This window comes from Metasolibacillus sp. FSL K6-0083 (assembly GCF_038630865.1).
GTDB classification, from domain to species: Bacteria; Bacillota; Bacilli; order Bacillales_A; family Planococcaceae; genus Metasolibacillus; species Metasolibacillus fluoroglycofenilyticus.
Window position 1 is genome coordinate 2590883 of the sequence record NZ_CP152046.1, and the last position, 24283, is coordinate 2615165.

25 protein-coding genes are annotated in these 24283 nt (G+C 33.9%); 19 read left to right on the forward strand and 6 right to left on the reverse strand.

All coding sequences use genetic code 11. From position 1 onward, the window contains the following. Positions 1-9: 9 nt before the first annotated feature. The 10 genes from MHB51_RS12075 to MHB51_RS12120 all read left to right on the forward strand — a co-directional run bounded on the left by MHB51_RS12075 (position 10) and on the right by MHB51_RS12120 (position 7827). A complete protein-coding gene (locus MHB51_RS12075; protein ID WP_342558240.1) occupies positions 10-885 on the forward strand; it encodes a hypothetical protein in 876 nt (291 codons plus the stop codon). A gap of 12 nt (positions 886-897) precedes the next feature. After that, positions 898-1092, forward strand: coding sequence for a hypothetical protein (locus MHB51_RS12080; RefSeq protein WP_342558241.1), 195 nt, complete (start codon positions 898-900; stop codon positions 1090-1092). A gap of 253 nt (positions 1093-1345) precedes the next feature. After that, on the forward strand, positions 1346-1579 hold the full coding sequence (locus MHB51_RS12085; protein ID WP_342558242.1) for a hypothetical protein: 234 nt from the start codon (positions 1346-1348) through the stop codon (positions 1577-1579). 42 nt (positions 1580-1621) lie between these two features. Beyond that, a complete protein-coding gene (locus MHB51_RS12090; RefSeq protein WP_342558243.1) occupies positions 1622-2818 on the forward strand; it encodes an IS256 family transposase in 1197 nt (398 codons plus the stop codon). A gap of 145 nt (positions 2819-2963) precedes the next feature. Next, positions 2964-4805: an AIPR family protein gene (locus MHB51_RS12095; RefSeq protein ID WP_342558244.1), complete on the forward strand. Its 1842-nt coding sequence runs from the start codon at positions 2964-2966 to the stop codon at positions 4803-4805. A gap of 74 nt (positions 4806-4879) precedes the next feature. Next, on the forward strand, positions 4880-5401 hold the full coding sequence (locus MHB51_RS12100) for a DUF1643 domain-containing protein (RefSeq protein ID WP_342558245.1): 522 nt from the start codon (positions 4880-4882) through the stop codon (positions 5399-5401). A gap of 62 nt (positions 5402-5463) precedes the next feature. Next, positions 5464-5919, forward strand: a complete 456-nt coding sequence (locus tag MHB51_RS12105; RefSeq protein WP_342558246.1) for a JAB domain-containing protein — start codon at positions 5464-5466, stop codon at positions 5917-5919. A gap of 83 nt (positions 5920-6002) precedes the next feature. Beyond that, the gene (locus MHB51_RS12110) at positions 6003-6305 is read left to right on the forward strand and encodes a hypothetical protein (RefSeq protein ID WP_342558247.1); all 303 of its coding nucleotides are present in this window, start codon (positions 6003-6005) and stop codon (positions 6303-6305) included. Then, positions 6302-6574, forward strand: coding sequence for a hypothetical protein (locus MHB51_RS12115; RefSeq protein ID WP_342558248.1), 273 nt, complete (start codon positions 6302-6304; stop codon positions 6572-6574). Before MHB51_RS12110 ends, MHB51_RS12115 begins: the two co-directional genes overlap by 4 nt. 809 nt (positions 6575-7383) lie before the next feature. Then, a complete protein-coding gene (locus MHB51_RS12120) occupies positions 7384-7827 on the forward strand; it encodes a hypothetical protein (RefSeq protein WP_342558249.1) in 444 nt (147 codons plus the stop codon). An 83-nt stretch (positions 7828-7910) separates the two neighbouring features. Here MHB51_RS12120 and MHB51_RS12125 read toward each other — a convergent pair. Continuing rightward, positions 7911-9040 (reverse strand): IS3 family transposase gene (locus tag MHB51_RS12125; protein ID WP_342558250.1). Its coding sequence is split into 2 segments (ribosomal slippage): positions 7911-8794 and positions 8794-9040, totalling 1131 coding nucleotides; the frame shifts between segments, so codons are not numbered across the junction. 200 nt (positions 9041-9240) lie between these two features. Here MHB51_RS12125 and MHB51_RS12130 point away from each other — a divergent pair. From MHB51_RS12130 to MHB51_RS12150, 5 genes are all read left to right on the forward strand, one after another. Next, on the forward strand, positions 9241-10872 hold the full coding sequence (locus MHB51_RS12130) for a recombinase family protein (RefSeq protein ID WP_342558251.1): 1632 nt from the start codon (positions 9241-9243) through the stop codon (positions 10870-10872). A gap of 157 nt (positions 10873-11029) precedes the next feature. Next, positions 11030-11881: a DUF6612 family protein gene (locus tag MHB51_RS12135; protein WP_342558252.1), complete on the forward strand. Its 852-nt coding sequence runs from the start codon at positions 11030-11032 to the stop codon at positions 11879-11881. A gap of 213 nt (positions 11882-12094) precedes the next feature. Then, a complete protein-coding gene (locus tag MHB51_RS12140; protein ID WP_342558253.1) occupies positions 12095-12364 on the forward strand; it encodes a Mor transcription activator family protein in 270 nt (89 codons plus the stop codon). A 33-nt stretch (positions 12365-12397) separates the two neighbouring features. Then, a complete protein-coding gene (locus MHB51_RS12145) occupies positions 12398-13321 on the forward strand; it encodes a hypothetical protein (protein ID WP_342558254.1) in 924 nt (307 codons plus the stop codon). 515 nt (positions 13322-13836) lie between these two features. Further along, complete coding sequence (locus MHB51_RS12150; protein ID WP_342558255.1) at positions 13837-15393, forward strand: DUF262 domain-containing protein; 1557 nt, start codon at positions 13837-13839, stop codon at positions 15391-15393. A 249-nt stretch (positions 15394-15642) separates the two neighbouring features. Here the strand turns inward: MHB51_RS12150 and MHB51_RS12155 are convergent, their stop codons facing one another. Beyond that, positions 15643-16350: a class I SAM-dependent methyltransferase gene (locus MHB51_RS12155; RefSeq protein ID WP_342558256.1), complete on the reverse strand. Its 708-nt coding sequence runs from the start codon at positions 16348-16350 to the stop codon at positions 15643-15645. A 315-nt stretch (positions 16351-16665) separates the two neighbouring features. Here MHB51_RS12155 and MHB51_RS12160 point away from each other — a divergent pair, with 315 nt between their 5' ends. Together MHB51_RS12160 and MHB51_RS12165 are read left to right on the forward strand one after the other, a co-directional pair. Next, positions 16666-17550 carry a DMT family transporter gene (locus MHB51_RS12160; protein WP_342558257.1) on the forward strand — a complete coding sequence of 295 codons (885 nt, stop codon included), beginning with the start codon at positions 16666-16668 and terminating at the stop codon, positions 17548-17550. A gap of 248 nt (positions 17551-17798) precedes the next feature. Further along, the gene (locus tag MHB51_RS12165) at positions 17799-19709 is read left to right on the forward strand and encodes an AraC family transcriptional regulator (RefSeq protein WP_342558258.1); all 1911 of its coding nucleotides are present in this window, start codon (positions 17799-17801) and stop codon (positions 19707-19709) included. A gap of 213 nt (positions 19710-19922) precedes the next feature. On the opposite strand, the gene MHB51_RS12170 is transcribed toward MHB51_RS12165, so the two are convergent. The 3 genes from MHB51_RS12170 to MHB51_RS12180 all read right to left on the reverse strand — a co-directional run bounded on the left by MHB51_RS12170 (position 19923) and on the right by MHB51_RS12180 (position 21280). After that, complete coding sequence (locus MHB51_RS12170) at positions 19923-20051, reverse strand: hypothetical protein (protein WP_342558259.1); 129 nt, start codon at positions 20049-20051, stop codon at positions 19923-19925. Between the two features lie 94 nt (positions 20052-20145). Further along, on the reverse strand, positions 20146-20586 hold the full coding sequence (locus MHB51_RS12175; protein ID WP_342558260.1) for a hypothetical protein: 441 nt from the start codon (positions 20584-20586) through the stop codon (positions 20146-20148). Positions 20587-20599: 13 nt separating this feature from the next. Beyond that, positions 20600-21280 (reverse strand): methyltransferase, encoded by a 681-nt coding sequence (locus MHB51_RS12180; protein WP_342558261.1) that lies wholly within the window; start codon positions 21278-21280, stop codon positions 20600-20602. 211 nt (positions 21281-21491) lie between these two features. Between MHB51_RS12180 and MHB51_RS12185 the strand changes: the two genes are divergently transcribed. Next, a complete protein-coding gene (locus tag MHB51_RS12185; RefSeq protein ID WP_066168605.1) occupies positions 21492-22517 on the forward strand; it encodes a helix-turn-helix transcriptional regulator in 1026 nt (341 codons plus the stop codon). A gap of 174 nt (positions 22518-22691) precedes the next feature. On the opposite strand, the gene MHB51_RS12190 is transcribed toward MHB51_RS12185, so the two are convergent. Further along, on the reverse strand, positions 22692-23171 hold the full coding sequence (locus tag MHB51_RS12190; RefSeq protein WP_066168609.1) for a GyrI-like domain-containing protein: 480 nt from the start codon (positions 23169-23171) through the stop codon (positions 22692-22694). Positions 23172-23280: 109 nt separating this feature from the next. Here MHB51_RS12190 and MHB51_RS12195 point away from each other — a divergent pair, with 109 nt between their 5' ends. After that, complete coding sequence (locus MHB51_RS12195; RefSeq protein ID WP_342558262.1) at positions 23281-24243, forward strand: HTH domain-containing protein; 963 nt, start codon at positions 23281-23283, stop codon at positions 24241-24243. The last annotated feature ends 40 nt before the right edge of the window (positions 24244-24283 follow it).

Below are 24283 nucleotides of genomic sequence, written 5' to 3' on the forward strand. Positions count from 1 at the left end.
GGGCCACCTTTGAGAAAACCGATGAAAGTAAAGTTTGATTACTTTTTTGAAAGACATAAGATTATATTTTACACAGTTTCAATTCTGCTGTTTGTTTCCTTAATTATTTATGGATATTTCTTGTTTAAAGGAGTCAATTTAAAAGTTAGTCCATCTATGGTAGGTGTCATTGGAGCAGTTATAGGTGCAATAGTGGCTGGCGTTTTAGCTCTTTTTGGTTCTATTTACGTTCATAATAATCAAATGAAATCTAAGTCAGCAATCTTTAGAAAAAATGTTATATATAAACCCTTATATGATGAATTAATCGAAATAAAAAACATATTAAAAGAAAAGAACCCCTATCCTACCTACGTTACCTTTTCAAAAGGTCAGCAAACCCTAACACCGCATCCGCAATTTTCGGCGTGGGGAAGAATTAAAAATGATAGTAGATTAATACAAACCCCTCAATATTTAGCAGATGGATTTGAAAAGCTTTATGAAGCCGTTTATGAATACCTTAATGGGTTTTCAGATGCCTGTACAGATATTCAAGATAAAATTAACGAAATACTGTTCGAAAAACATAACACTAAATGTACAATACAGAACTTAGGCAGTGCAGTAATTTCGGATATTATTTTGAAAAAGAAACCAAGAGGCACGCTTTTAAAAGATTATATAGATCCGTATGCATTAGAATCCAGAAAAAGTATAACAGATGATGAACTATTAGAACTTGATGATTTAGTTTATGAAGAATGCCATCGGTTGGAATCTGTGAAAAGACTAATAGTTTCCTATAATAAATGGCTTGATAAGCAGGATGAATTGATTACTACTTTAAGGACTCTAATCAAATTAATTAGTATAAAGTATGAGAAGCATAGTGAGAAATATTAACGAGGTGCTTACATGAGATATGGATTAAGACGTAATGAAGTGAAAAGAATAATTAAACAAAGAATAAACAACAACCCCGATATTTTTTATTATATAGAGGATGAATATATAGAGGAATTAGTCGATTTGATTTCGGATGGTATAGCGGATGCTATAGAAGCAAATAATAAAAAATTAATTGACGATCTCACCAAAGGGTTAAGATAGTTTTTATACTAATCCCAATATGGACAAGGGTATTTCGCCCCTTGTCCATATTGTAAATGTAATATCAAATTAAACATCTCTCTTTATAACCATTACCTTTAAATCGCCACGGGGAACCTTATCATAAGTAAGTGAGGTTTATATTTTAATTAGTAAGCATTACAAGATAAAGTAGTAAATGACTACTACTATTCTTTAAAGTAAATTTATCTAAGTTTGTGTTATATTTATATAAAATAGTCGAGGTGATTTTGTGAATAAAATTATCGAAAGTTTTTTGGATACACATACACAAGAATATGGCTTAGAAAACATGAAAAAAGAAACTCGATTCGAGCACTTTGTTAATAGATTAATAATTAATAAATATTCATTAGAACGTTTTAATCCAGATGATATAATGACTGGTGATGGAGAAATTGGAGAGTATAAAATATTTTGTGTAAATGAAAAATTCCATGTAAAAAGGAAGACCTTTTCTTGGTAGAATTAAGTCACCACAACCAATCCTAGAAAAGAGGTCTTCCCTATGAATCAGTTTACAACAGAAATTATCGATGCACTAGTAAAAAAACAAGATATTACCGAGGTTTTTCGTTCGCACTTGGAAATGGCGATCAACTCGCTACTTGTGACAGAGTTAACGGAATTTCTAGATTATGAAAAATATGACCGTATGGGCTTTAATTCAGGCAACTCACGCAATGGGTCTTATTCGCGTACGCTTCACACAGAGTACGGCGATTTAGCCATTCAAATTCCACGTGATCGCAATGGTGAGTTCAAACAACAGACCGTGGCTCCGTATAAGCGTTCGAATGATACGCTTGAAGATACGGTGATTCACCTGTTTAAAAAAGGCATTACGATGGCTGAAATTGCCCAGTTAATCGAAAAAATGTATGGCCATCACTATACGCCTCAAACGATTTCGAATATGACAAAAGCGGTTTCAGAAACAGTCGATGCATTTAACAACCGTTCGTTGCATAATCGTTACGTATGCGTGTATTTAGATGCGACGTATATTGCCGTACGTCGTGATACGGTGTCTAAAGAAGCCGTCTATATCGCTGTTGGTATTCGCGAAGACGGCTCTAAAGAGGTACTCGCTTACACGATTGCCCCAACCGAGTCTGCTTACAACTGGCAAGAGCTACTAGAAGAGCTGAAAGACCGTGGTGTAGAAGACGTCTTATTATTCGTATCAGACGGCTTAAAAGGCATGGCTGACGCTGTTTTCAATGTGTTTCCAAAGGCAAAATATCAAGTCTGTTTAGTTCATGTCGGTCGCAATATCATGCATAAAGTACGCGTAGAGGATCGCAAGGAAGTCTGCGAAGATTTTAAAACGATTCACCAGGCCAAGGACGCCGAAGCAGCTGCGCTAGCACTTGGGCAGTTCTGCGAGAAATGGAGCAAATCGTATAAAAAAGTTACACAGAGCTTACTTGATAATCCGTATTTACTCACGTTTTATCAGTTTCCAAAAGCAATTTGGCGAAGCATCTACTCGACCAATTTAATTGAGTCGTTCAATAAGCAAATCAAAAAATATACAAAGCGCAAGGAACAGTTCCCGAATGAAGAATCACTGGAACGCTTTTTAGTGACGCAGTTCGAGGACTACAATCAACGTTTCGCCACACGCTGCCACATCGGCTTTAATCAGGCCCGTGCCAAGCTAGAAGAAATGTTTGAACAGCTGCATGAACCGACAAACTAACCGGGACGTGCCAGCGCGAAATTTGGGTGTCTAGGAAAGGGCTAGCCCTTTCCTAGACACCCAAATCCAAACTTCGAACAAATCTATTTGAATACGAAGGTGATCATCTACCTTGAGAAGTTGAAAAGTCATTTACACAATAATATTGACAGTACCAGAAATTGGTTTAGATGGGATAGGGATTATTGTTAATAATATGCTTGTAGTTGATGAAGATTCCTTGAATGAAGCTTTAAAACTTTCAACTAATATTTCTGTAAAATTTATTTTTATTCAATCAAAAACAAGTGAGAAGTTTGACGGTGGCGAAATAGGAAATTTTTGTTATGGTGTACGGACGTTTTTTCAACCTATTGATGAACGCCCTAAAACAAATGAAAAGATTGAGGCATTAATAAAGATTAAGGATTTAATCTATGAAAAAAGTATAGATTTTTATTCAAAACCAAGTTTAGAGATGTTTTATGTTTGTTGTGGAAAGTGGAATGAAGGGAATAATCTTACAAATAGAATTGAAAGTGAAGAGGCTTCATTTAAACGAACACAAGACTTTGATTTTGTAAAGCTACGTCCATATGATTCTGATAATATAATAACTTCATATAAAGAACTAAAAAAGAAAATCTCTAAAAAATTTAATATGGAAAGAAAGTTTTCCTTTCCTAGTATGAAAGGGATTAAACAAGCATATTCAGGATTAATTAAAGCAAGAGACTTTATAGAAGTTCTAAAAGATAATGATGGAAATATGCTTACTAATATTTTTGAAGATAATGTTAGGTCTTTTCAAGGATACAATGCTGTTAATTTAGAAATACAAACTACTGTAGGAGATACTAATGAACAGGAATGTTTTGCTGTTTTAAATAATGGAATAACGATAATAGCTAAAAAACTTGAACCTATAGGAGACCAAATTGAAATTTTCGATTATCAGATAGTTAATGGATGTCAAACAAGTTTTGTTCTATTTGATAATCAACAAGTCTTAAATGAGAATGTGTATATCTTAGCCAAGTTAATTGAAGTTAATAATGAGGCTATTTTGAACAGGATAATCTATACAACTAATAGGCAAACAGAAGTAAAATCGGAAGCATTTGAATCTTCTAAGCCATTTCATAAAACATTAGAGGATTACTTCAATGCAATTGATATCGATTATAGGCTCTACTACGAACGACGTTCTAAACAATATGAATTAACAGATACAATAAATAAAAATAAAGTTGTAAGTTTACCATCATTGATACATGCTTATATTGCTGTATTCTTAAATGAACCACATAGTACACACAGATATTATGGTGAACTTTTAGGAGCTTATAAAAGTAAGCTATTTATCCAAGGTTCACATTCTGAGCCTTACTATATATCAGCATATTTTTCATATGCTATTACCAATTACATTAAAGCTTCAAATCTTCCAACTAAATATTCACGCTTTAAGTTTCATATAGCTTGTATTATGAAAAATATTGTAGTAGGTCAAATGATTGATGATGGAAAAAGTAAACAAATTAAACTTAAAGCAAAGAAACTTTATGATGAATATATTACAGATAATAACAAATTAAATGATCTAATTCAAACTGCAATTTCTTGTTTAGATGAAGGATTAAGAACAAATAATAATTTAGATGTGCAAACATTGCATAGAACGAAAGAATTTACTCAAGTATTATTAGACATTTCATCTAAATATAGCAATACTAAAAATGAAAGTTATTTTTTGCAAAGTGGAAATATTGTGCAATGTGTGATTAAAAGTATATCTAAGAGTTTTGTTAATGTTGAACTAAAAACGGAAGATATTAGAAAGAATGGTTCGATTCATATTTCTGAAGTGGATGATATATTTATTAGTAATTTATATGATTACTTTAAAATAGGAGACCTTTTAGAGGTACAAATTTTAAATGATGAATATAAAGAAAGATATGGATGGGATTTATCAGCTAAGAATAATATTTGGACAAGCAAATAAAGTTTTACACATGGGATTGATTTTCCATGTGTTTTTTAATGCAGTAAATAATACAAAAAAGGGAGTATGGCAAAATGAAAATGATAAAAGGTATCTTAAAAACAGAAATCACATATGATGACGAAATGAAGAATAAGTACATTGTGAAGAAAGAGTGGGACAAAGCCAAAAGAAAAGCTCTTATCTTGATGAAAAATGCAGGGCAGGCAGATGAGGTTGTTCAAGACCAGACAACCATGTATGTCTTGAACAACCTTGCCAAATTAGATTATGGTTCAGTCATTATTATGAATTTATTCCCATCTATCGAAGGTAAGGATACAAATGAATCAGCTACTGAAAATTTGAAATGTATTCAAGAAGAGCTGACGAAAATAGAGGATGTCATTATTGCAACTGGCACAGGCATTGAAACCAACAAAGGCGCACAAAAGCGACTGCATATGATTGTGGCTATTTTGCTTGATAAGAAAGCGAATATTCTTCAAATTGAATGCCCTAAGGGTAGAAGGGGCTTTCATCCCCTCTACCCAGCAGTAAAAAATGGCTGGAAGTTAGTCCCGTATGAAGTACCACCTGTAGAACAAACAGATTAAGCGTTTCAATTGAAAATATGGACATATATTATTTCCTTGAATACATTTTAGGAGGAAATAATATGTCACCAGCAAAGCGAGTAGATATTGTATCTGTCAAATTAGTGAAGGAAGCAAGTATGTTGTACAAAAATCGGCGCATTCGTAGTCCACAAGATTGCTACGAGTTGTTTAAGGAATTTTTAGGTGAAGTAGACCGAGAGTATTTTATCGTCATGTGCCTTGATGTAAAAAATCAGCCAACGAACATTACTGTTGCACATATAGGGAGTTTGAATCTTTCCATCGTTCATCCAAGGGAGGTACTGAAAACAGCCATCTTAAGCAATGCGGCTTCCATCATCTGTTGCCATCCACATCCGTCAGGTGACCCAACACCGAGTCCAGAGGATGTTGACGTTACCAAACGTTTAATTGAGGCTGGTTTAATTGTTGGTGTGGAAATGCTCGATCATATTGTGCTGGGCGATGATAGCTATGTTTCAATGAAAGAGAGTGGATATTTTGAAAATGAATAAAGCTTTTAGTGATAAATAGGCTCTAACATCTGAAATGGATGTTAGGGCTTTTTATATTCGCAAAAATAAGGAGGAAAATGATAATGAAAGCCATTCAACGATTAACAGGGGTATTACAACAAAAGCTAGGGAAGGAGATTCCACTTCAAGAAGTAGGCTACGAAACAATGAGCTTTACACATGAGGAAATAGATGAGGAACTTGTACCACCATACATGATAGCCTTTGTAGAAGCACCAATTCTTTGTCATAGTGCTAACTATACGGATATTGAAGGAAATTATTACACCTTGATGTTAGTAGAAACAGGAGATGAAACACCATATGAAGTATGGTTGGTCAATGACAAGCTGATGACAAACTTTTTAGAAGGGATAGAGCTATGAGTGTATTTAATAAGCGATATGTGGAAGTTAGTATAGATAACAATATCTATTACAGAGAAGTTGGAGTAAATAACGAATTAGGAAAGCCAATTAGCAATGATGTATTTTATGAAATCCTAATGGAGAAAATAGTAAACGAAATCATAGAGAAAGAGTATGTATTTCAAAGTCAACGTATCAAGACTATTATCAATGGCATTCCAAATCACCTCGACCGCCAATTAATGAGGGATTTTTATGATTATGCAATGTATGGTACGAGAGTATAAATGACTGCTAGTGAAGTAGAAAACATAAAACGCATGTGCAGCTATTTTAAATCATCATCATGAAAATATAATATTTCAATGGTGAAGGAGGTGGAAAAATGCTAGGGGAGTTATTGAAAGTAATAATTATTGCAATAGTAACAGCAGTAATTGATTATTTATTAATTGAAAAGCAAAATGAAGTGCTAGGATACTAACAAGTAGAGGGAGTGGTGATTGCCGTTCCCTCTATTTTTTTGAATAGAAATGGTGGGGAAAACACCCTGATTCTGTACTGAAAACAAATGAGTATTTGAAAATCCACCAAGTCCCCCAATGTTTTTTGTGAGAAACAAAAACATCTCTGAATCAATTTTTTTTGTAGAAAGTCAGTTTGTTTTCCAATCAAAAACACCGTAAAAAACCTTCTTACTCTTTAATTATTGGGGGATAAGGGGGATTAATTGATTGTGTGCAAAAAATATTCTATTTAAATTTTAAAATTGTTACTTTTTACCTATTGTGATATTTTTCCACATTCATTTTTGGTTTTTTGGAATGAGCGTAGCCTGACACCTAAAATCGCCCCTGCTATAGCAGTAACATTAAAAATGATATAAATTCGCTTATTTGTTCATTAATTAATATTTTTCAATCATTTTGCATTATTAATAGTAATAATTACTGTTTGGACAAATAGGAATCTAATTTGTATTATACAATCTATCAAAATAATTGCACTTAGATAATTTGCTTCGTAGCAATGAATTTTGTATATCCATATTTAACTATTATTTTTATGGATATGAAAAAAGAAGGGAGTTAGTTCAATGAATCAAGTAGATGCTGAAAAACAAGAGCAACAAGTAAACTTAGCTGATTTTATTCCTTCAAACTGTAAAGGGATAAGTAAAGCCACTTCTACAGCAGGTGTACTAACCATTGTAAATTCTAAAAGAAATGGCAAACGTGTCGTTCTCTCCAAAGAATTAATGGCGGAGTTGAATGAACCAGAGGAAGTACAAATTTCATATGGTTCAGATGCAATTGCAATTGGTGCAGACATCCCTGATAATGACAATTTCTTTACATTGAAAACACAGAAGGCCAAATCTGTTATTTATTCAAGTGAACTTGTAAACGAGATTACTGTGCTTTATGACCTTAAATTTGAGGGCAATGTATCACAAACATTTTACCAAGTGCAGTATCAAGGTGAAGGAACAAGTAGAGTTGCTATTATTTCAATGATTAAAACAAATGAAGAAATGTAGGAGGAATTTACAATGTTACAATACAATCTTGGTCAGCCAACCAATGAATTAAGTTGGAATGTCAACACTAAACTAGACAAAAATTATGTGGGCTGTAGCTTGAATTCCATCGGCGTTAAATAGCCCAAAGTTCCATGGATACGGATGTTATTAAACCAGTGAACATAATCATCCAGTTCAAGAGCGAGCTGTTTAAGGGAAGAGAAGTGGGCTTGGTTGGCGAATTCAGTTTTAAATACCTTAAATGTCGCTTCGGCCACGGCGTTATCATAAGGGCAACCCTTCATACTTAACGAACGCTGGATACCAAACGTTTCAAGTGCTTCAGAAATCAGCTTGTTATCGAATTCCTTCCCTCGATCGGTGTGAAACATGTTCACTTCATTTAGGTTCGTTTTCATACTTGCTAATGCTTTATACACAAGGTCTGCTGTTTTGTTTTCTCCAACACTATGACCAATGATTTCTCGATTGAAAAGATCAATAAATAAGCATACATAGTGCCACTTTTTTCCGACACGGACGTATGTTAAATCACTAACAACGACAGCTAATTGCTTGTCCTGTTTGAATTTTCGTTGTAATTCATTCTTTACTGGTGCTTCATTACAGTTTGATTTATGTGGCTTAAATTGCGCTACTGTGTAGTTTGAAACCAAGCCGATTTCACGCATTAAACGGCCAATTCGGCGTTTTGAAACTTGTTTTGGCTCTGCTAATTTCATTAGTTCTTTTTTGATTTTGCGTGTACCATAGTTATTTCGACTGGCTTTGAAAATACGTTCAATTTCTTTTGAAAGAGCCGCATCTTCTGCTTTTTTCGCACGTTCACCCGATAAATCTGCATGGTAGTAATACGTGCTTCTTTTAATCTCGAGGACGGCACACATTGCTGATACCGAATACTTGTGAGCGTTATGACGAATCACATTTATTTTCGTCCCATGATCAGCGCCGCTTGCTTTAAAATATCGTTTTCCATCAGTAAGCGTTGATTTTCTTTTCGTAAGCGATCCAGTTCATTTTCTTCTTCTGTACGGTTATCCTTTGCAGCGAAAGAACCGGTTGCTTGGTGATTTTTAATCCATTTATCTAAGGCTGACGCAGTTAAATCGTATTCACGGACAATATCTGCACGTGACTTTCCGTTTTCATAAAGCTTCACCATTTGCAGTTTAAATTCAGGTGTAAATGTTCGACGTTGACGTGTCATAAAAGCACGCTCCCTTTATTTAATAGTCTAAGTTTACAACCCCTCATTTCTTCTGTCTAACTTAGTGTAGCCTATCCAATCCATTACTTTCAAAATAAAAGGAGTGGCAATGATGGAAGCTACAAACGAAGTCGTATTAATACTTGCAGAAATGTGTGAAGCCTATATTTTAGATGGAAAAGAAGGGAGTTCAAATGATAATGACTCAAACTAAATATGCTGCAATTTACGCCCGTGTTTCAACAACTGAACAAGCAGATGAGGGATACAGTATTGATGAACAAATTCGAGTGTTACGTGAATATTGTAAGCGAGAAGGCTACGTTATTTTTGATGAATACGTAGATAGAGGTATCAGTGGTAAAAACATTAAAGGTAGACCAGCCATACAACAATTGTTACAGGATGCAGACGAAAAGAAGTTTGACCTTGTTCTTGTATGGAAAATGAATCGTTTAGCAAGAAACAGTGTAGACCTCATGAATATGGTCGAGGTGTTTAACCGCAAAAACATCGTCTTTCGTTCATATACAGAGAACTATGAAACAGAAACACCTGCTGGAAAATTACAATTTCAAATGCTGGCAGCCATCGCTGAATATGAGCGCAATAACATAGCAGAAAATGTGAAAATGGGTATGTTAGCTCGTGCCAAAGAAGGGAGGTGGAATGGTGGTCATGTGCTTGGTTATGATGTAGTTGAGATCGAAGGGGAGAATAAAAAACGCAAAAATACAGGGCTTGTCATCAATGAACGAGAAGCAAGTATTATACGAAAAATCTTCCATCTTTACACAACAGGGAATGGTTATAAGTCGATTGCTAATCAAATCAATAAAGCAGGTTATCGTACAAAATTAGGTAAAACATTTTCCTTGAATGCGATTAAAACCATTGTCACGAATCCTGTGTATGCGGGGTATATACGCTACAATGTTCGTAGGGATTGGAATGAGAAACGGCGTAATCATATCAACCCAAAGCCGATTATTGTGAAGGGAGAACACCAGTCAATTATTTCAGAAGAAGTTTGGCGCATTGCACAGGAGGTTTACAAAACACGCACCTGTAAGCCAAACCGTGTGCATGATGGTGAGTTTCCTTTAACGGGCATTATGCGTTGCCCTAAGTGTAAAGCAGGTATGGTAATTGGACGTACGACAAACAAGCTAAAAGATGGTACAAAAAAGGTATTAGAGTATTATGTATGTGGCGCATGGAAGAATAAAGGGACAGTTGCTTGCAATTCTTATGCTGTACGTACTGATTATGCTGACCCTTATGTATTAAATAAAATTGAAGAGCTGATGACAAGTGATAGATTGATCCAGCAGTTAGTCAATAGTATCAATTATAAGCAAGAATCCTTGATTGCTCCGATTCAACGAGAATACCAGCAATATGTTCATGACTTAGCTATCCTAGAAAAAAAGCAATCGAATCTGTTAGATGCTTATATGGAAGAAACGATTTCCAAAAGCATCTATCAAATGAAGGTTAGAGGTATTGAAGAACAAATTTCCTCATTAAATGAATTACTGACACCATTAAAGGAACAATTAAGTTCAAATGTTTCTAGTGAAGTGACCTTTGAACAGATTAAAAATGTCCTACAAAACTTTCAAAAGGCTTTTCATCAATCACTTACAAGGGAGCAGAGAAAACGCTTGTTACATTTGCTCATTCATCAAATTACAATTGATGAAGAACGGAAAATCGAGAGCATTCAACTTAAATTAAATAATGAAGTGCTAGAGGCATTACAACTAGGAGCAGGGGAATCATCTTCGGATGAATCTTCTGCTCCTTTTTCTGTTTTAATAGCTATCTAATTATAAGTATCAAAAGTGGCTTTTTATTAGGATAATCCATTATCAAAGCGAAGTGTTTTTCATATAGGAAAATGGCATATTTAATCAGGTATAAAAAATATCGTGTAGGTTAATATGTAACATTTCCTAAGAAATAATCTATTGAGGGGAGAAGCGTATGGGGTGTATTTGGAAAGCTATGAAAATCTGTTTTTGGTTTATGTTGATTATATCAGTTATTGCAATGATATTTGTCTACTTTGAGGAAAAGGGAAATGAAACTTTTAGTCATGTTGAAGAACTGGATGCCAAGGAGTTGGTAGCAGAAGCTTTTAGTAATTTGAGAGCTTCTGAGAGTTATCATATGTATTCTGAATCTAACACAAAGGGGGATATTTCTAAGTTTATTGCTAGCGAATCTGTACAAACAAAGGAAATATTTAATGTAGATTATCATACATTGAATGATTCATATAAAATAACAGGGAATTTGGTTAAAAATGATGAGACAACTACTATTGCGGAAATAAAGGTGAATTCAGATATTTACCAATCTATAGATGGTGGGGAATTTAATTATGTTAGTTTAGATGGATCTACCATACTAGCAGGTGAAAAAACAGGGGTATTGGCAAGTGCTGAATTTGCTAATGAGCCAAAAATAGATGATTTAATTGCTCAAGGCGATATTTCTGTAGGAGCTTATGAATCTAAAAAAGCAGATGAAAAGGACTATTATTTAATAGAAGGAGATATGCCTGAAGCGTATGTATTAAATATGGGGAATCAAATCTTTTTTGGAGATATGGGTAAAGAAGCACCATCTTTTAAAATGGAAAATTTAATTATCTTTGAGGATGAACTTCAAATGACAATTGATAAGGAGAATAAAAATTTATTATCAACATACATCCATCTGAGATTTAGCTTTGAAGTTGAAGGTCATACAATGGAAATGGATGTGGAAACAATTAAGAGATATTCTAATTTCGATGAAGTAGAAATGATTACTTTACCCAATTTAGAATAGGTGAATCATATATTTTCCTAACGAAATGAATGATATGTTAATTAGGAGTAGGAGAATCATCTTGCATGATTTCCCTACTTCTTTTTCAGTTTTGATAGCTGCAATTACAAATTTCAAAATGGATTTTTGTTAGGATAATCCATTATTTAAGCGAAGTGTTTTTCACATAGGAAAATGGCATATTTAAAACAATAAAGGCGGAAGGAGATAAAGATGGATTATAGCAAGTTAGATAGTTCCTGTTTTAATGGATCATATAAGGAATTTATTGAATTAATTGGATACAAAAATACTTTGCTAGTGTATAATCATTTTGCTGGTCAATATGTAACATTTCCTAAAAAATTCTTATCAGAACAATATTTATACGAAGCCATTGTTAATGAATATGATGGAACAAATGCAAAAGCTTTAGCGAGGAAATATGGCTACTCATATAGTTGGGTGATGAAAATATTGAAACGAGAGCATTGTAATAAATAATGTATAAAAGCTCTTTTAATAGGAGGAAGACGTATGTGGAAGAAGGTTTTAATGTTAGTTATGGTGATGAGCTTATTCTCAACAGGGGCGTTTGCTGATACTGTAGCTGTTCAGAAAGATAATAAGCAAAGTACTACCAAGAATCAAACAGATTATGCCTCAAAAGCGCAGTTAGTAGGTAATGAGTATGTTTATAAGAGTAAGTATTATACTCTTCATGCTCCAAAGGATACAAAGAAAGATGATATTAATTTTGCTATCACTAATTTTAATAAGGGGATAGAACTTGCATTTGAAATTTATTCTAGCAAAATTTCTGATTTAGAAGCAGCATTATCAAATCAAACAGATTTCCCTACTAATATTTATTTAAAGAATAAATCAGATGACCCTTACGAATTTACTTATGTAAATGGAGGTGCGAGCCACAATAAGAAAACAGGGGCATTGGAGACAGAAATTAATATTTTGGTAGCTTCTTTATATAAAGGACAATGTTGTTCTTATGATGGGAAGTTTAAATATGATATAGCTTATGTTAAAAATTTGTATATTGCTTCAGGATTAAATCTTGGAAGTGTCTTATTTAATGAAAGTATGAATTCTAAACCAAGTTGGTATAGTTCATCTGGTGCAGGTGAATTTGCCACAGGTTTTGTTAATTATAAGTCTCGTTTAGCCTCTAATACCTACAAAGATTATGCTAAGTATTGGAAGAATGAAATGAAAAAGAATAATAAATTGCTAGTATTCAACAATGGAGATTTTGACTTTAAATATAGTACGAATGTGGCAACGCTGTTCAATGCGTTTTTAATTGAAACTTACGGTGAAGATACCTACTTTAAATTTGTTTTGTTTGAAAGTGATACATTTTCAAAGAAAGAGGCATTTTTAGCAACCTATGGCGATATTAAAGAAATTGAAAAGAAATGGAAGGTATGGATTAATCAATAATCATCTATGTATTGATAGGGAGAAGTAATATATTTTCTTTGAAAAGGTAAGTTTGAGTTTTGGTGCTATGAAGTATGTAAAGAGCCATTCAAGATGGTATCGGCAAGGAAAAGTATTAAAATGATATTAAATAAAGGAGAGCCTTGGATAATGTTTGTTATTCAAGGTTTTTTCATAGGAAATGGAGGAGTGTAAGGAAGAAAAAATTAAAGTTAAGTGATATGATTAAATTTCAACCTACGTACAGACAGATAAAAGATAATATGATGAAGAAAGTAAAGGCAACCAATAAACAAGAATAGATTAAGGATAATAAATGATGGATGGATATTTAAAAAGGCACGATAGCTTACAAAAAGGGTAGATGTGTATTTTATATAACTTTACTTAGCTATGCTGAGGAGCATCGTATCATAAGTAAAGATGGTTTATCAAAAATTATAATATTACTATATAAAAACTCTTTTCTTTAATGTATGTTAAAGGAAATAGCTTTTTGAAGGGGAGGATTCTAGATGCAAAGTGTTACACTAGATGCGCTGATACCAAGGGAAGATTTTGAAGTGAATGAAGAGCAATTTTTAGGTACTAGTAGAAATAAAATGACATTATCAATAGAAGATTTGAGATATGATTCTTTCTTTTTTAGTGCCTTAAGAAAACCAGATTTTCAGCGTGAAACCAATGAATGGGACCCAGAGAAAGTCTGTTCTTTAATAGAAAGTTTTTTAAATAGTGAACTTGTACCTGCAATAATTTTATGGAGAAACCAAAGTGGATTTATATTTGTAATTGATGGAGCACATAGATTAAGTAGTTTGAGTGCTTGGATAAACGATGATTATGGAGATGGGGAAATTTCTCGAAAATATTATGATACATTTATTCCAGATGATCAAAAAAAAATTGCAGAACGAACTCGAAATTTAATTAACGGAAAAATCGGTAGTTTTAAAGAAATATTTAATATTAGAAGACAGTCTAATGAGGTAAGTGCAGAGAAGATTAGAATAGCAAATAGCCTAGGTTCATTGGCATTGCAAGTCCAATGGGTTGAAGGAGATTCAAGTTCTGCTGAAGAATCTTTTTTAAAAATTAATCAATCTGCCACTAAAATCAGTAATGCAGAATTGGAATTAATCAAATCTAGGAACCAAGCACATGCTATAGCTGCAAGGGCAATTGTGAGAGCAGGGAAAGGACATAAATATTGGTCTAATTTTTCTGAAGAAGAACAAAATAAAATACAAGAGCTTTCAAAAGCCATACATACGATTTTGTTTGGTAATAGGACAATGAATTTAGATAATTTGAATGATTTACCTATAGGAGGGTCATTTTCTTCAAACTTTACATTGGATGTTGTTACACAAACGGTGAAAATCTGTAATGATGTGAACAAAAATGGATCGGAAAAAAATGATGGCAAAGAAGTAGTTAAAATCTTGAAAAACACATTAAAAATTTTAGAGAGGATTTTTTCGAAAAAGCCAAGCTCTTTAGGCTTACACCCATTTATTTATTTTTATTCTGATATAGGTAAGCATAAGATTGGTTCATATTATGGAATTTTAGAGTTATTTAAAGAATTCGAGTTAAAAAATAACTATGATCGCTTTATTTCAGTTAGAGGGATTTTTGAGGATACTATCAAAGAATACAGTTTTTTAGTTCAACAGATAATAAGAAAAAATCGTCAAAGTAAACGAGGCTTTAAAGAAGTTGCTAATTTTTATAAGCTTATTATAGATTTAATTGTAGAAAATAATATTTTAAAGCCTAATTTAATTGTATCAGAAATAAAGAAGAAACCTGAATTTAAATATCTTCAAATTGATATAGTTGATAATGAAGAACAAGGAATGAAAGAAAATTTTTCTAGAGGTAAGAAGCAAATAATTAAAGTTAATACGTTAGTTCAAAATATACCTAGATGCCCAATCTGTGATGGATATCTATCTACAGTGTCATCCTCTGTTGATCATATTCAAAGAAAGAGAGATGGTGGAACAGGAGACATCCAAAATGGGCAATTAACTCATTTATATTGTAATACCACATATAAAAATTGATGTTGTAATACCGCACTTACCCACATCACGGAGAGCCTTATCATAAGTAAGTGAGGTTTATGAAAACCACCACTAGAGCAAATCTCAGTGGTGGTTTTATAATTCCATTAAAAAATGCCATTCATAATACGGTGAACCTCACCACAATCAAGGTTTGTAAAAAAGCTATTTTGATTTCTTTTCGGATAAGCCTTTCATAAGGCTAAGAACAAAGTGAAATGGTTAAATTGCTTTCAGGAAAATTCCGACTTATTTTGTACATGAATAAATTCTATAGCTCAATTTTCCTTCATATTTGGAAAGGATATTAAAATGTTTTCGCATAATGTCATAAAATTCAGGTTCAATATCATTGAAATAATGGATATTAAGCATTGAATCGATGGATGTGTTTTTTTGTATACGAATATGTTCGAAACCTGCCAATTTCATCAATGCCACCCAATCTTTTTTCATAGTAAGGGCATCAAATCCATAAAATTGTTTGATTTCGTTTTCCTCTTCTTTCTTTAGTCGCTCGTTAATCGTATGTTCAATTGCAATGAAACGACCGCCAATTTTTAATAACCGAAAGATTTCTTTAAGAGCTTTTGGTTTATTTACAAAAGAAAGGACAGATTCAGAAATAATAAAATCAAAAAGATTATCTGGTAATGGAATTTTCTCAGCGGAGCCTTGAATTATTTTTATAGGTAAATGATTTTTTTTCATTCTCCTCCTGGCCTTTGCAACCATTGTTGGATTAATATCTATACCAGTTACTTTTGCTCCATATTTGTAAGCTAAATAGGCTGCAGTTTGACCGGTGCCACACCCTACATCTAAAATGTAAGAGTTTTTGTTAATATTCTCCCTTTTGAATATTTCCTTTGTCAGATTAATACCACCGGGGTGTGCACCCTCAATACCTAGTTTAGATAAAATATCTAGATACTTGGAATTCTGAATTATAAACACCTTCTTTTTTTGTTTTCGAAAGATAAGAAGTATAAAAGCCGTTGCTCGAGAGTAGTTAAACGAGTACAAATATGCTTTCTTGTATAATATGAATTTCGAAAAATATGGTTCTTGTAAGTGGTTTTGATGAGAACCAATAAAAGTAGTTATAAACCTCGGTTAGTACTATGACGAAGAACCTTACGATAAGTAAATGAAACATTCTCCCTTAAATATGGTTCAACCAAGTTAGAAATCCAAACAAAAAAGTATACTAAAAATATAAGTAAGTATAAAATAGGACAGTTAGCATTTGCTATAGGAAGGGTGATTAATATGTTCAAAGCATATGCTTGGCTAACTGCTTGCGTAATGGTGTGGGGAAGTAATTTTGTATTTGGAAAGATGTTAGTTCAAGATTTTTCTCCAACGCTGTTAACGATGCTTAGACTTCTGTTTATTGTGCTTTTTTTAATGGGCATATCATTATATAAAAAACATTTTAAACGAGTGAGTAAATCGGATTTACTCATCATTTTTCTTTTAGGGGTTATTGGCGTTTTTATTAATCAATGGTCTTTTTTTATTGGATTACAAACGGCTGATCCGACAACGTCTGCATTAATTTTAGCTACGACTCCTATTTTAACGGCTGTTTTAGCTGCCATATTTTTAAAAGAAAAATTAACAATTCGTATGTTGATGGGATCAATTGTAGCAATAGTAGGTATTTATTTTGTTGTAGCAAAAGGGGATGTATCTTCTTTGCATGTCGATAAAGGTCTATTTTGGATTGTTATAACGATGATAACATTTGCCATTATGATTATCATAACGAGGCTTCTTTCTCACAGGATAGACCCCCTTACTATTACGTTATATTCAAATATTGTTGGCTTAATTGTATCGGTACCTTTTGCTTTTACACTAGATAAGTCTTTACACGTAAGTACGGAGTTGGCGGATTGGTTATTTCTGATTGGAACGGCTGTAGTTGTGCATGGTTTAGCAACATTGATTTGGAATAATAATATTAGACATGTCGATGCTTCAAAAGCTTCCATATTATCTAATTTAGAACCTTTTGTAGCAATGATAATGGGATTGATTTTGTTATATAAACCAATAACAGGAGCTGAAGTTTTAGGGTCGTTGTTTATAGTTGGAGGAGTAGTATTGTCTACATATCAACGGAACAAGGTAAATAGCCAATCCAATTAACAAGGATAAGCACGAGATTATTAATGAACTAAACGGGGCTGTCCAAAATGCCGGCAATGCACGGCTTTTTGAACAGCCCCTCTTTTCTGTTGGAGGATAATGAGTCTGTAATTTTGATTTAAAACTATATAATATTTTAAAAAAATCAATTAGCAATGAGAATTATTATCAATTATAATAATAGTAAGGTTAATTGAAAATATCGGTAGTGAAGAGACGGTTTATACTGTATTAGGGGGTAAATTCTTTTGGATTTTATAAGCATTTGGCAATATGCCGAAATTCAGGTTATCGATATTAATAATTGCTATTTGTCGCCTCATAGGAAAATTCCAGCTACCTTACTACCTACTAGCAGCTTCATTTTTATAAGACGAGGCAACGCCCAGCTATTGTTAGATGAACAGGTTTTTTCGGTACATGCTGTACAATTATTCCATGCTGGACCTAATAGTTGGATTGAATGGCATACTGGAAAGGAGCCTGTAGAATATATTATTTTGACCTATGAGGCACATATAAATAGTAATCTTCCTTCTGAAATAGGTTCTCCTTTTGATGTAATATATCGTATTTTCCCTTCTAACCCAGCAATTTTGCATGATATTTTGGGAAAAATGCTTGAGCTTATAAAGGAAAAGAAATCGATAGCGAAATTTCAAATAAAGTCTTTATTTTATCAGTGGGTTTCACAGGTGCTCGAGCAAAAACAAATATCTACTGAGCAAATAAATGTTTCAAGCCCTATTCCACTTGTAACGAGAGCTATGGAGTACATGCTAGAGCACTATGCTGAGCCAATCAGCCTCGATTCATTAGCTACAGCTATGAATTGTAGCTCCGGTCATCTTTCTAATAGGTTTAAGCAAGTTTTGGATAGGGGACCTATTGATTGCCTCATTCATTTACGTATGAAAAAGGCTTCTAGACTTATGGCTGAGACACCTATGTCCTTACGGTCAATTGCTACTGCTACTGGCTATCAAGATGTATATTATTTCAGCAAAGCATTCAAAAAGCACACAGGCATTTCTCCATCCGTATTTCGTAAGCGTATAAATGAAGATATTACATCTAATCAAAAAATATATGACATTGTTGATACGGAACCGAGATGCTATATTGAAAATGATAATCGTTATCAATATGGTGTTGAAGAAGGAGAATCGACAATTATGTTTAACAAGCATTTCGCTATTCCAGCAAGTTTACTGCTAGCGTTTGGGCTATTGTTAGGGGCTTGTAGCAGCACGAATAATACTTTCTCTACAAGTGGAAATACAGATAGCTCTAAAGAATCGACAGAAAAGCAGCAAGTTAATACAGCAAGCGCTAGTACGAAAACACGTATTATATCTACTGCCAATGGGGATGTAGAAGTTCCATCAAACCCCGAACGAATTGTTACAGATTACTATGTAGGCCATTTACTAGCTCTTGGGGTAAAGCCTATTGGTGCTCAGGGGCTATATTTGCAAAGTCCTTATCTTGAGGGAAAAACAGATGGAATTGAGGATATAGGGGATAATCTAGAAACAATTGTTTCGCTAAAACCAGATTTAATTTTTACGTTCAATAATAAAAACGTAGAAAGTTACGCTAAAATTGCGCCTACAGTGCTAATTACACTTGATTCCGATGTGAGGGAAGAGGTTCGTCAAATAGGCTATGCACTTGGGAAAGAAGATGTAGCAGCTGCTTGGGAAAAAGAATTTAATGAGCAGATTGCTAGTGCAAGAACACAAGCACAGGCGCTAATACCAGAAGGGGATACTGTCACGGTATTTGCGGGAGGAATCCAAAAAACAATAACAGTCTATGGAGAAGGTTACACAGGTAAGTCTATATATAATGAACTTAAATTACCTATGCAAGAAAATGTATTAAAAGAAATTAACCCTGAGCAACCATGGATGGACATATCTAATGAGGTGTTGCGGGATTATGCAGGAGAGTATATTTTCGTAGCTGTGGACCTTAAATCAGAATCCTATGATTATGCTAGTGATTCAATTTGGGGTACACTCCAAGCTGTTAAAGAGAATAAATTATTTGAAATTGACGGCTACCGCTTCTGGTTCTCTGACCCTATTTCTCTCCAAGGACAGGTGTATGATATTGTTGATATGTTAAGCGAGCGAGAAACCGAAAATCAATAATGAGTAAAGGCTGTTGGGATTGTCCGAAAAGTGGTCTAATATACCATTTTTCGGGCAAGACTAGCTGTTTTATAACACTTGATTCGGTATAGCTACTATTCAGTAGAAAACGCCCACCGCAATTACGCCGAGGCGTAATTGGTTGAGTGAGAGCAAATTTTGACTGCCTTCATACCCTCTTTTTTATCTTTGGGGTAAACAAATCTACTGTTGTTAGCTAATAGTGATTTCTGATGCTAAAAATGGATAAATTTCTTCCCAAGAAAAAAATTGTTCAATATGATGGACACCCGTAGGATATTTTGAATCATACATTTTTTGAGAAATAAAGCAGGCCATCATTGCTGTTGCATCTGCCTCCTTCCTGCCCTGTACCTGTATTTCATCTATATCTCCATCTTTATTCTGGCCAATAACTTTTACGATAAACTTCGGTTTACCTATGTGAAACCGAGAAAATAGGCTGTTTAATAATTGAACAGGGATGCAATGAATCAGCTTTGATTTTTTTAATAGATGTATGCTTCTCGTAATAAAATTCGAGTCGAAGCACATGTTGATTAGCAAAGTTAAAATCATAAGCAATATGCCAACCTATTTTCTTACCAAAATAAACTTTTATACCATTAATAAAGCTTTTTACCTCACAAACAATCACTTGCTTAACATGCTGTAAAACAGAAACATCGAATGGTTTATTAATATCGAGCGAGATAGCTTTAATAGAACCTTGGCTTTCTTTGATTAGGTGCTGAGCCTTTTGAATATCTCGGCTGGCAATCCATACTTTCCCGGGGTAGATGCGTTCTAGCTGCCGACAAATGCTACTACCGACTTGACCGTATCCACCAACGACGAGTATTTGATTACGTTCCATGAAAAACCTCCTTCTATTCTCCCTTTATACACATATAACCTGCTAGTAAAAATGATTGGAAATAGCGGCTAATAGATGTAAAGCCGCAGGAGGTTAGGAGCGCCATTAGCTCATCTTCCTGTAACAATTGATATTTGACCTCATATGCTTCCGCAAATATTGTTGCGTGTTCGATGGATAACCCTTGTTGTAGCATGTAATTTTTCCATGCTGTAAGTTGCGTTTCCATACACCGCTTAGAATCCTTCATCATAGTTGCAATAAACAGTACTGCACCGGGCTTTAAGGAGTGATAGATTTGATTTATAAAATTTATTTTTTGCTCCATTCCATCAATAAAATTTAATACTAATAAACAGCTTGATGCATCAAATGAAGTGGTAGGCTCATAGTCAGTCCAATTCGCCAAAATAAAATCGACAGAGTTATTTAAAGACTTTGCACGTTCTTTCGCACGTTCCAGCATAGGCTTTGAGGAATCTAATGCTAGGAAGTGGCAATTAGATAGGACAGGGGAGAAAGACACTAACTCTTGTCCACCACCAGCGCCAATAATAAGCATTTGCTGGATAGGATAGGTGTGTGTGGATAGTAAGTGGCTTGTTAAATTATATAGCAACTCATATCCTGCAATTTTTTTAGCAATTTGTTGGTCGTACATTTTTACTTGATTGTCATGCCAATTTAATTTCATTTTGTAATAGACAGCTCCTCTTTTAAAATAATATCTAATCAACTTTACGCTTACGGTCGAAATTGAGTAAAACCAAGTTTGAAGAGATTTATTTATTTTCCTTTCTAGCAATCCCCCTTATAATTAAATGAGAATTGTTTTCATTTATAATAATAAAATTAAGCATATAAACCTATCCCATAAACATGGGATATAGAGAGGAGAATGGCATATGTTTTTACAGCAAATCCATCCATCTAAAGATTCCTATTCCTTTCGAAAAAAGATTTTACAACAATTAAAGCGGAAAATTCCTTATGAAGCCTATTGCTTTACAACAGTTGATTCGGAGACATTGTTATCTACAGGTGCCATTACAGACGAACGTATTGAATTATTGCATCCGCAATTATTTGAAAACGAATATAAGGAGGAGGATTTAAACCGTTATACGGAATTATTTGAGAAAAAAATTTACTGTAATACAATTTTTAAAGCCGCAAAGGGTGATGTATCAAATAGTAAAAGATTCCGGGAAATTTTATCTCCTCATGGATTTATTGATGAGTTACGCGCGGTGTTAGTTTATAAAAATCATTGTTATGGTTTTTTGACGCTTTATCGGACGGAAGAACAGGGGGTATTTTCCCAAGCCGAAATAAATTACTTAAAGCAATCATTGACATTCATTGCCAAAATGTTAAAGGAATCCATTTTCTATTGCTACCCAAAAGTTAAATTACGAGATGAAGCTGTTATTGAAACAGGTATTATAATTCTAGACCAAACATTAAATATTATTTCCACTAATCAAGCAGGCTCCTACTTTTTAAAGTGGATAAGACAGGAAGAACAAATAGAAGAGAATTGTTTACCAAGACCCATTCGAGCAATTTGTTTACAAGCTAAGGAGGGCTCTTCATCTAAAGCTCCTAAAATAATGTTGCATGCTTTTAATCATTCTTTTATGACATTAACCGTTAGTTCGCTCTTTACTTCATCCTCTCAAAAGGCTGTATTAGTTGAGAGAATTTCGCCTAATGAAGCTAAAAAAATACTTTCATTTCTTTATCATTTAACGATTCGAGAATGTGAGTTGGTAGAGCTATTATTAGAGGGGAAATCAACAAAATGTATAGCGGAAGAACTTTCAATATCGACATACACTGTGCAGGACCACCTAAAATCAATTTTCATGAAAGTAGGTATAAATAGTAGGAAAGAGTTAATTAGTAAAATTAGTGGAATTTGTAGATAAATGAATGAGCGTCATTCTCTGAAGAACAAAAGGCGAAAGCTTAATAGATACCCCCAGTAAATAAAGCATGATTATTAACTTGAAATATTGGTATTTTCAAAATGCTCAATATTTCAATAAAAAATTACCTGAAAGCGGCGTGCTGTCCTGCTTTCAGGCATTTTGTACAGTATTTCACTTTCTCACAACAGGAATCCACATTTCACCGTATACTAAGCCGTCTTTTTCTCCCATTTCAACCGTTGTATTTGGTCCACCAACATAGGCAACATCCTCTGCTGCTGGTAAAGCTTGACCGAAGGCAATGCCGGTAAGCTGATTGCTTAATTCCTCTGATGTGTTTGCTTCTCCCTTCACGACCAAATATTCGCCTTTTGGGAATTGGATAATTCTTGTTGCTTCTGGTAATGTTTCCTTTGTCAAAACGCCAGCGTAGTGCATCATCTTGTTATTTACAGCCTCATTTACAGCAAAGATATAATCATTTGTTGCTAGGTTTTTTAAAGTATTAAGCCTGCCATCTTCTTGGATTGCCTGCCAAAAATCTGACTTTTCCTTGTTAATGCCAATATAATCTGTGTAATCGCTTTTCAGCTCAACTCCTATGCCTAAAACAGTGAAGCCATCTTTTTCTTCAAGCGTATAGTTTCCCATGTTTATAACCTGCCTTTTTTGAATTTTATCAAATGACTTGAGCTTTCATTTGATATACTTATAATAGCGTTTAATCATATCAAAAAATGATACTGTTTAGGAGGGCATAATGAAAAAAGTAGAACGGATTAATGTCATTATGCGGTATATCAACAATCGCTCCCATTTTACAATTTCTGAAATTATGCGGGAATTTAATATTTCTCGTGCGACAGCTATTCGCGATATTCGAGAAATTGAGGCAATGGGTATGCCACTTGATGCTGAGGTGGGAAGAGCGGGCGGCTATTTTGTAATGAATAATTCTATTTTACCCAATGTTCGCTTTACTGATAACGAAATTAAAGCACTTTTTATTGCTTTTATGGCAACGAGAAATCAACAGCTCCCTTATTTAAAAAGCCGACAATCCTTAGCTGAAAAATTACTAGGGCTTCTATCGGAAACACAGCAAGATGACCTTGTACTATTAAATCAAATTTTGCTTTTTGAAGGAACGAATCCAAACAATCCCGATTTACTAGAGCTATCTGATTTGCCACATCCAATATTAGAAAAGCTGATTCAAATCATTCTTTTAGATAGCTGTTTACAGCTCACTGTCAAAGAGGGGCAATATACCATTTATCTTTTGCATCTTTATCATGAAAAGGGGTTATGGTTTATCGAAGGCTTTGATTTAAAGGAGGAAAAGAGAAGAATTTTTTCGGTGGATAAGCTGATAGATGTAGAGCCAGCCTCTATGAAAAAACAGTTAAATAAGAAAAAAATTTTAGAAAAGTTAAGTAAGCAGGAGGAAGAAATTAATCTTATTTTAGAGCTAGGTCCAAGGGCAATTGCTCAATTTAAAAAATACCATCCTCTAAAATTTTCCCTTACCTATACGAATCCCTTCCAAACGACAGCGATGCTGGAAACCTACATCGATATAAACAATACAGATGAATTAGAAGAGCTAACAAATTGGCTCCTTTTTTTGGGGAAAGATATAACGATAAAAGAAGTGCCACAAGCAGTTTTAACTAGTTTACGAGAGACATTTCACCGGGGCTGTCCAAAAAGCCGTGCATAGCCAGCATTTTGGACAGTGGCGATGATATTTGACAAAATAT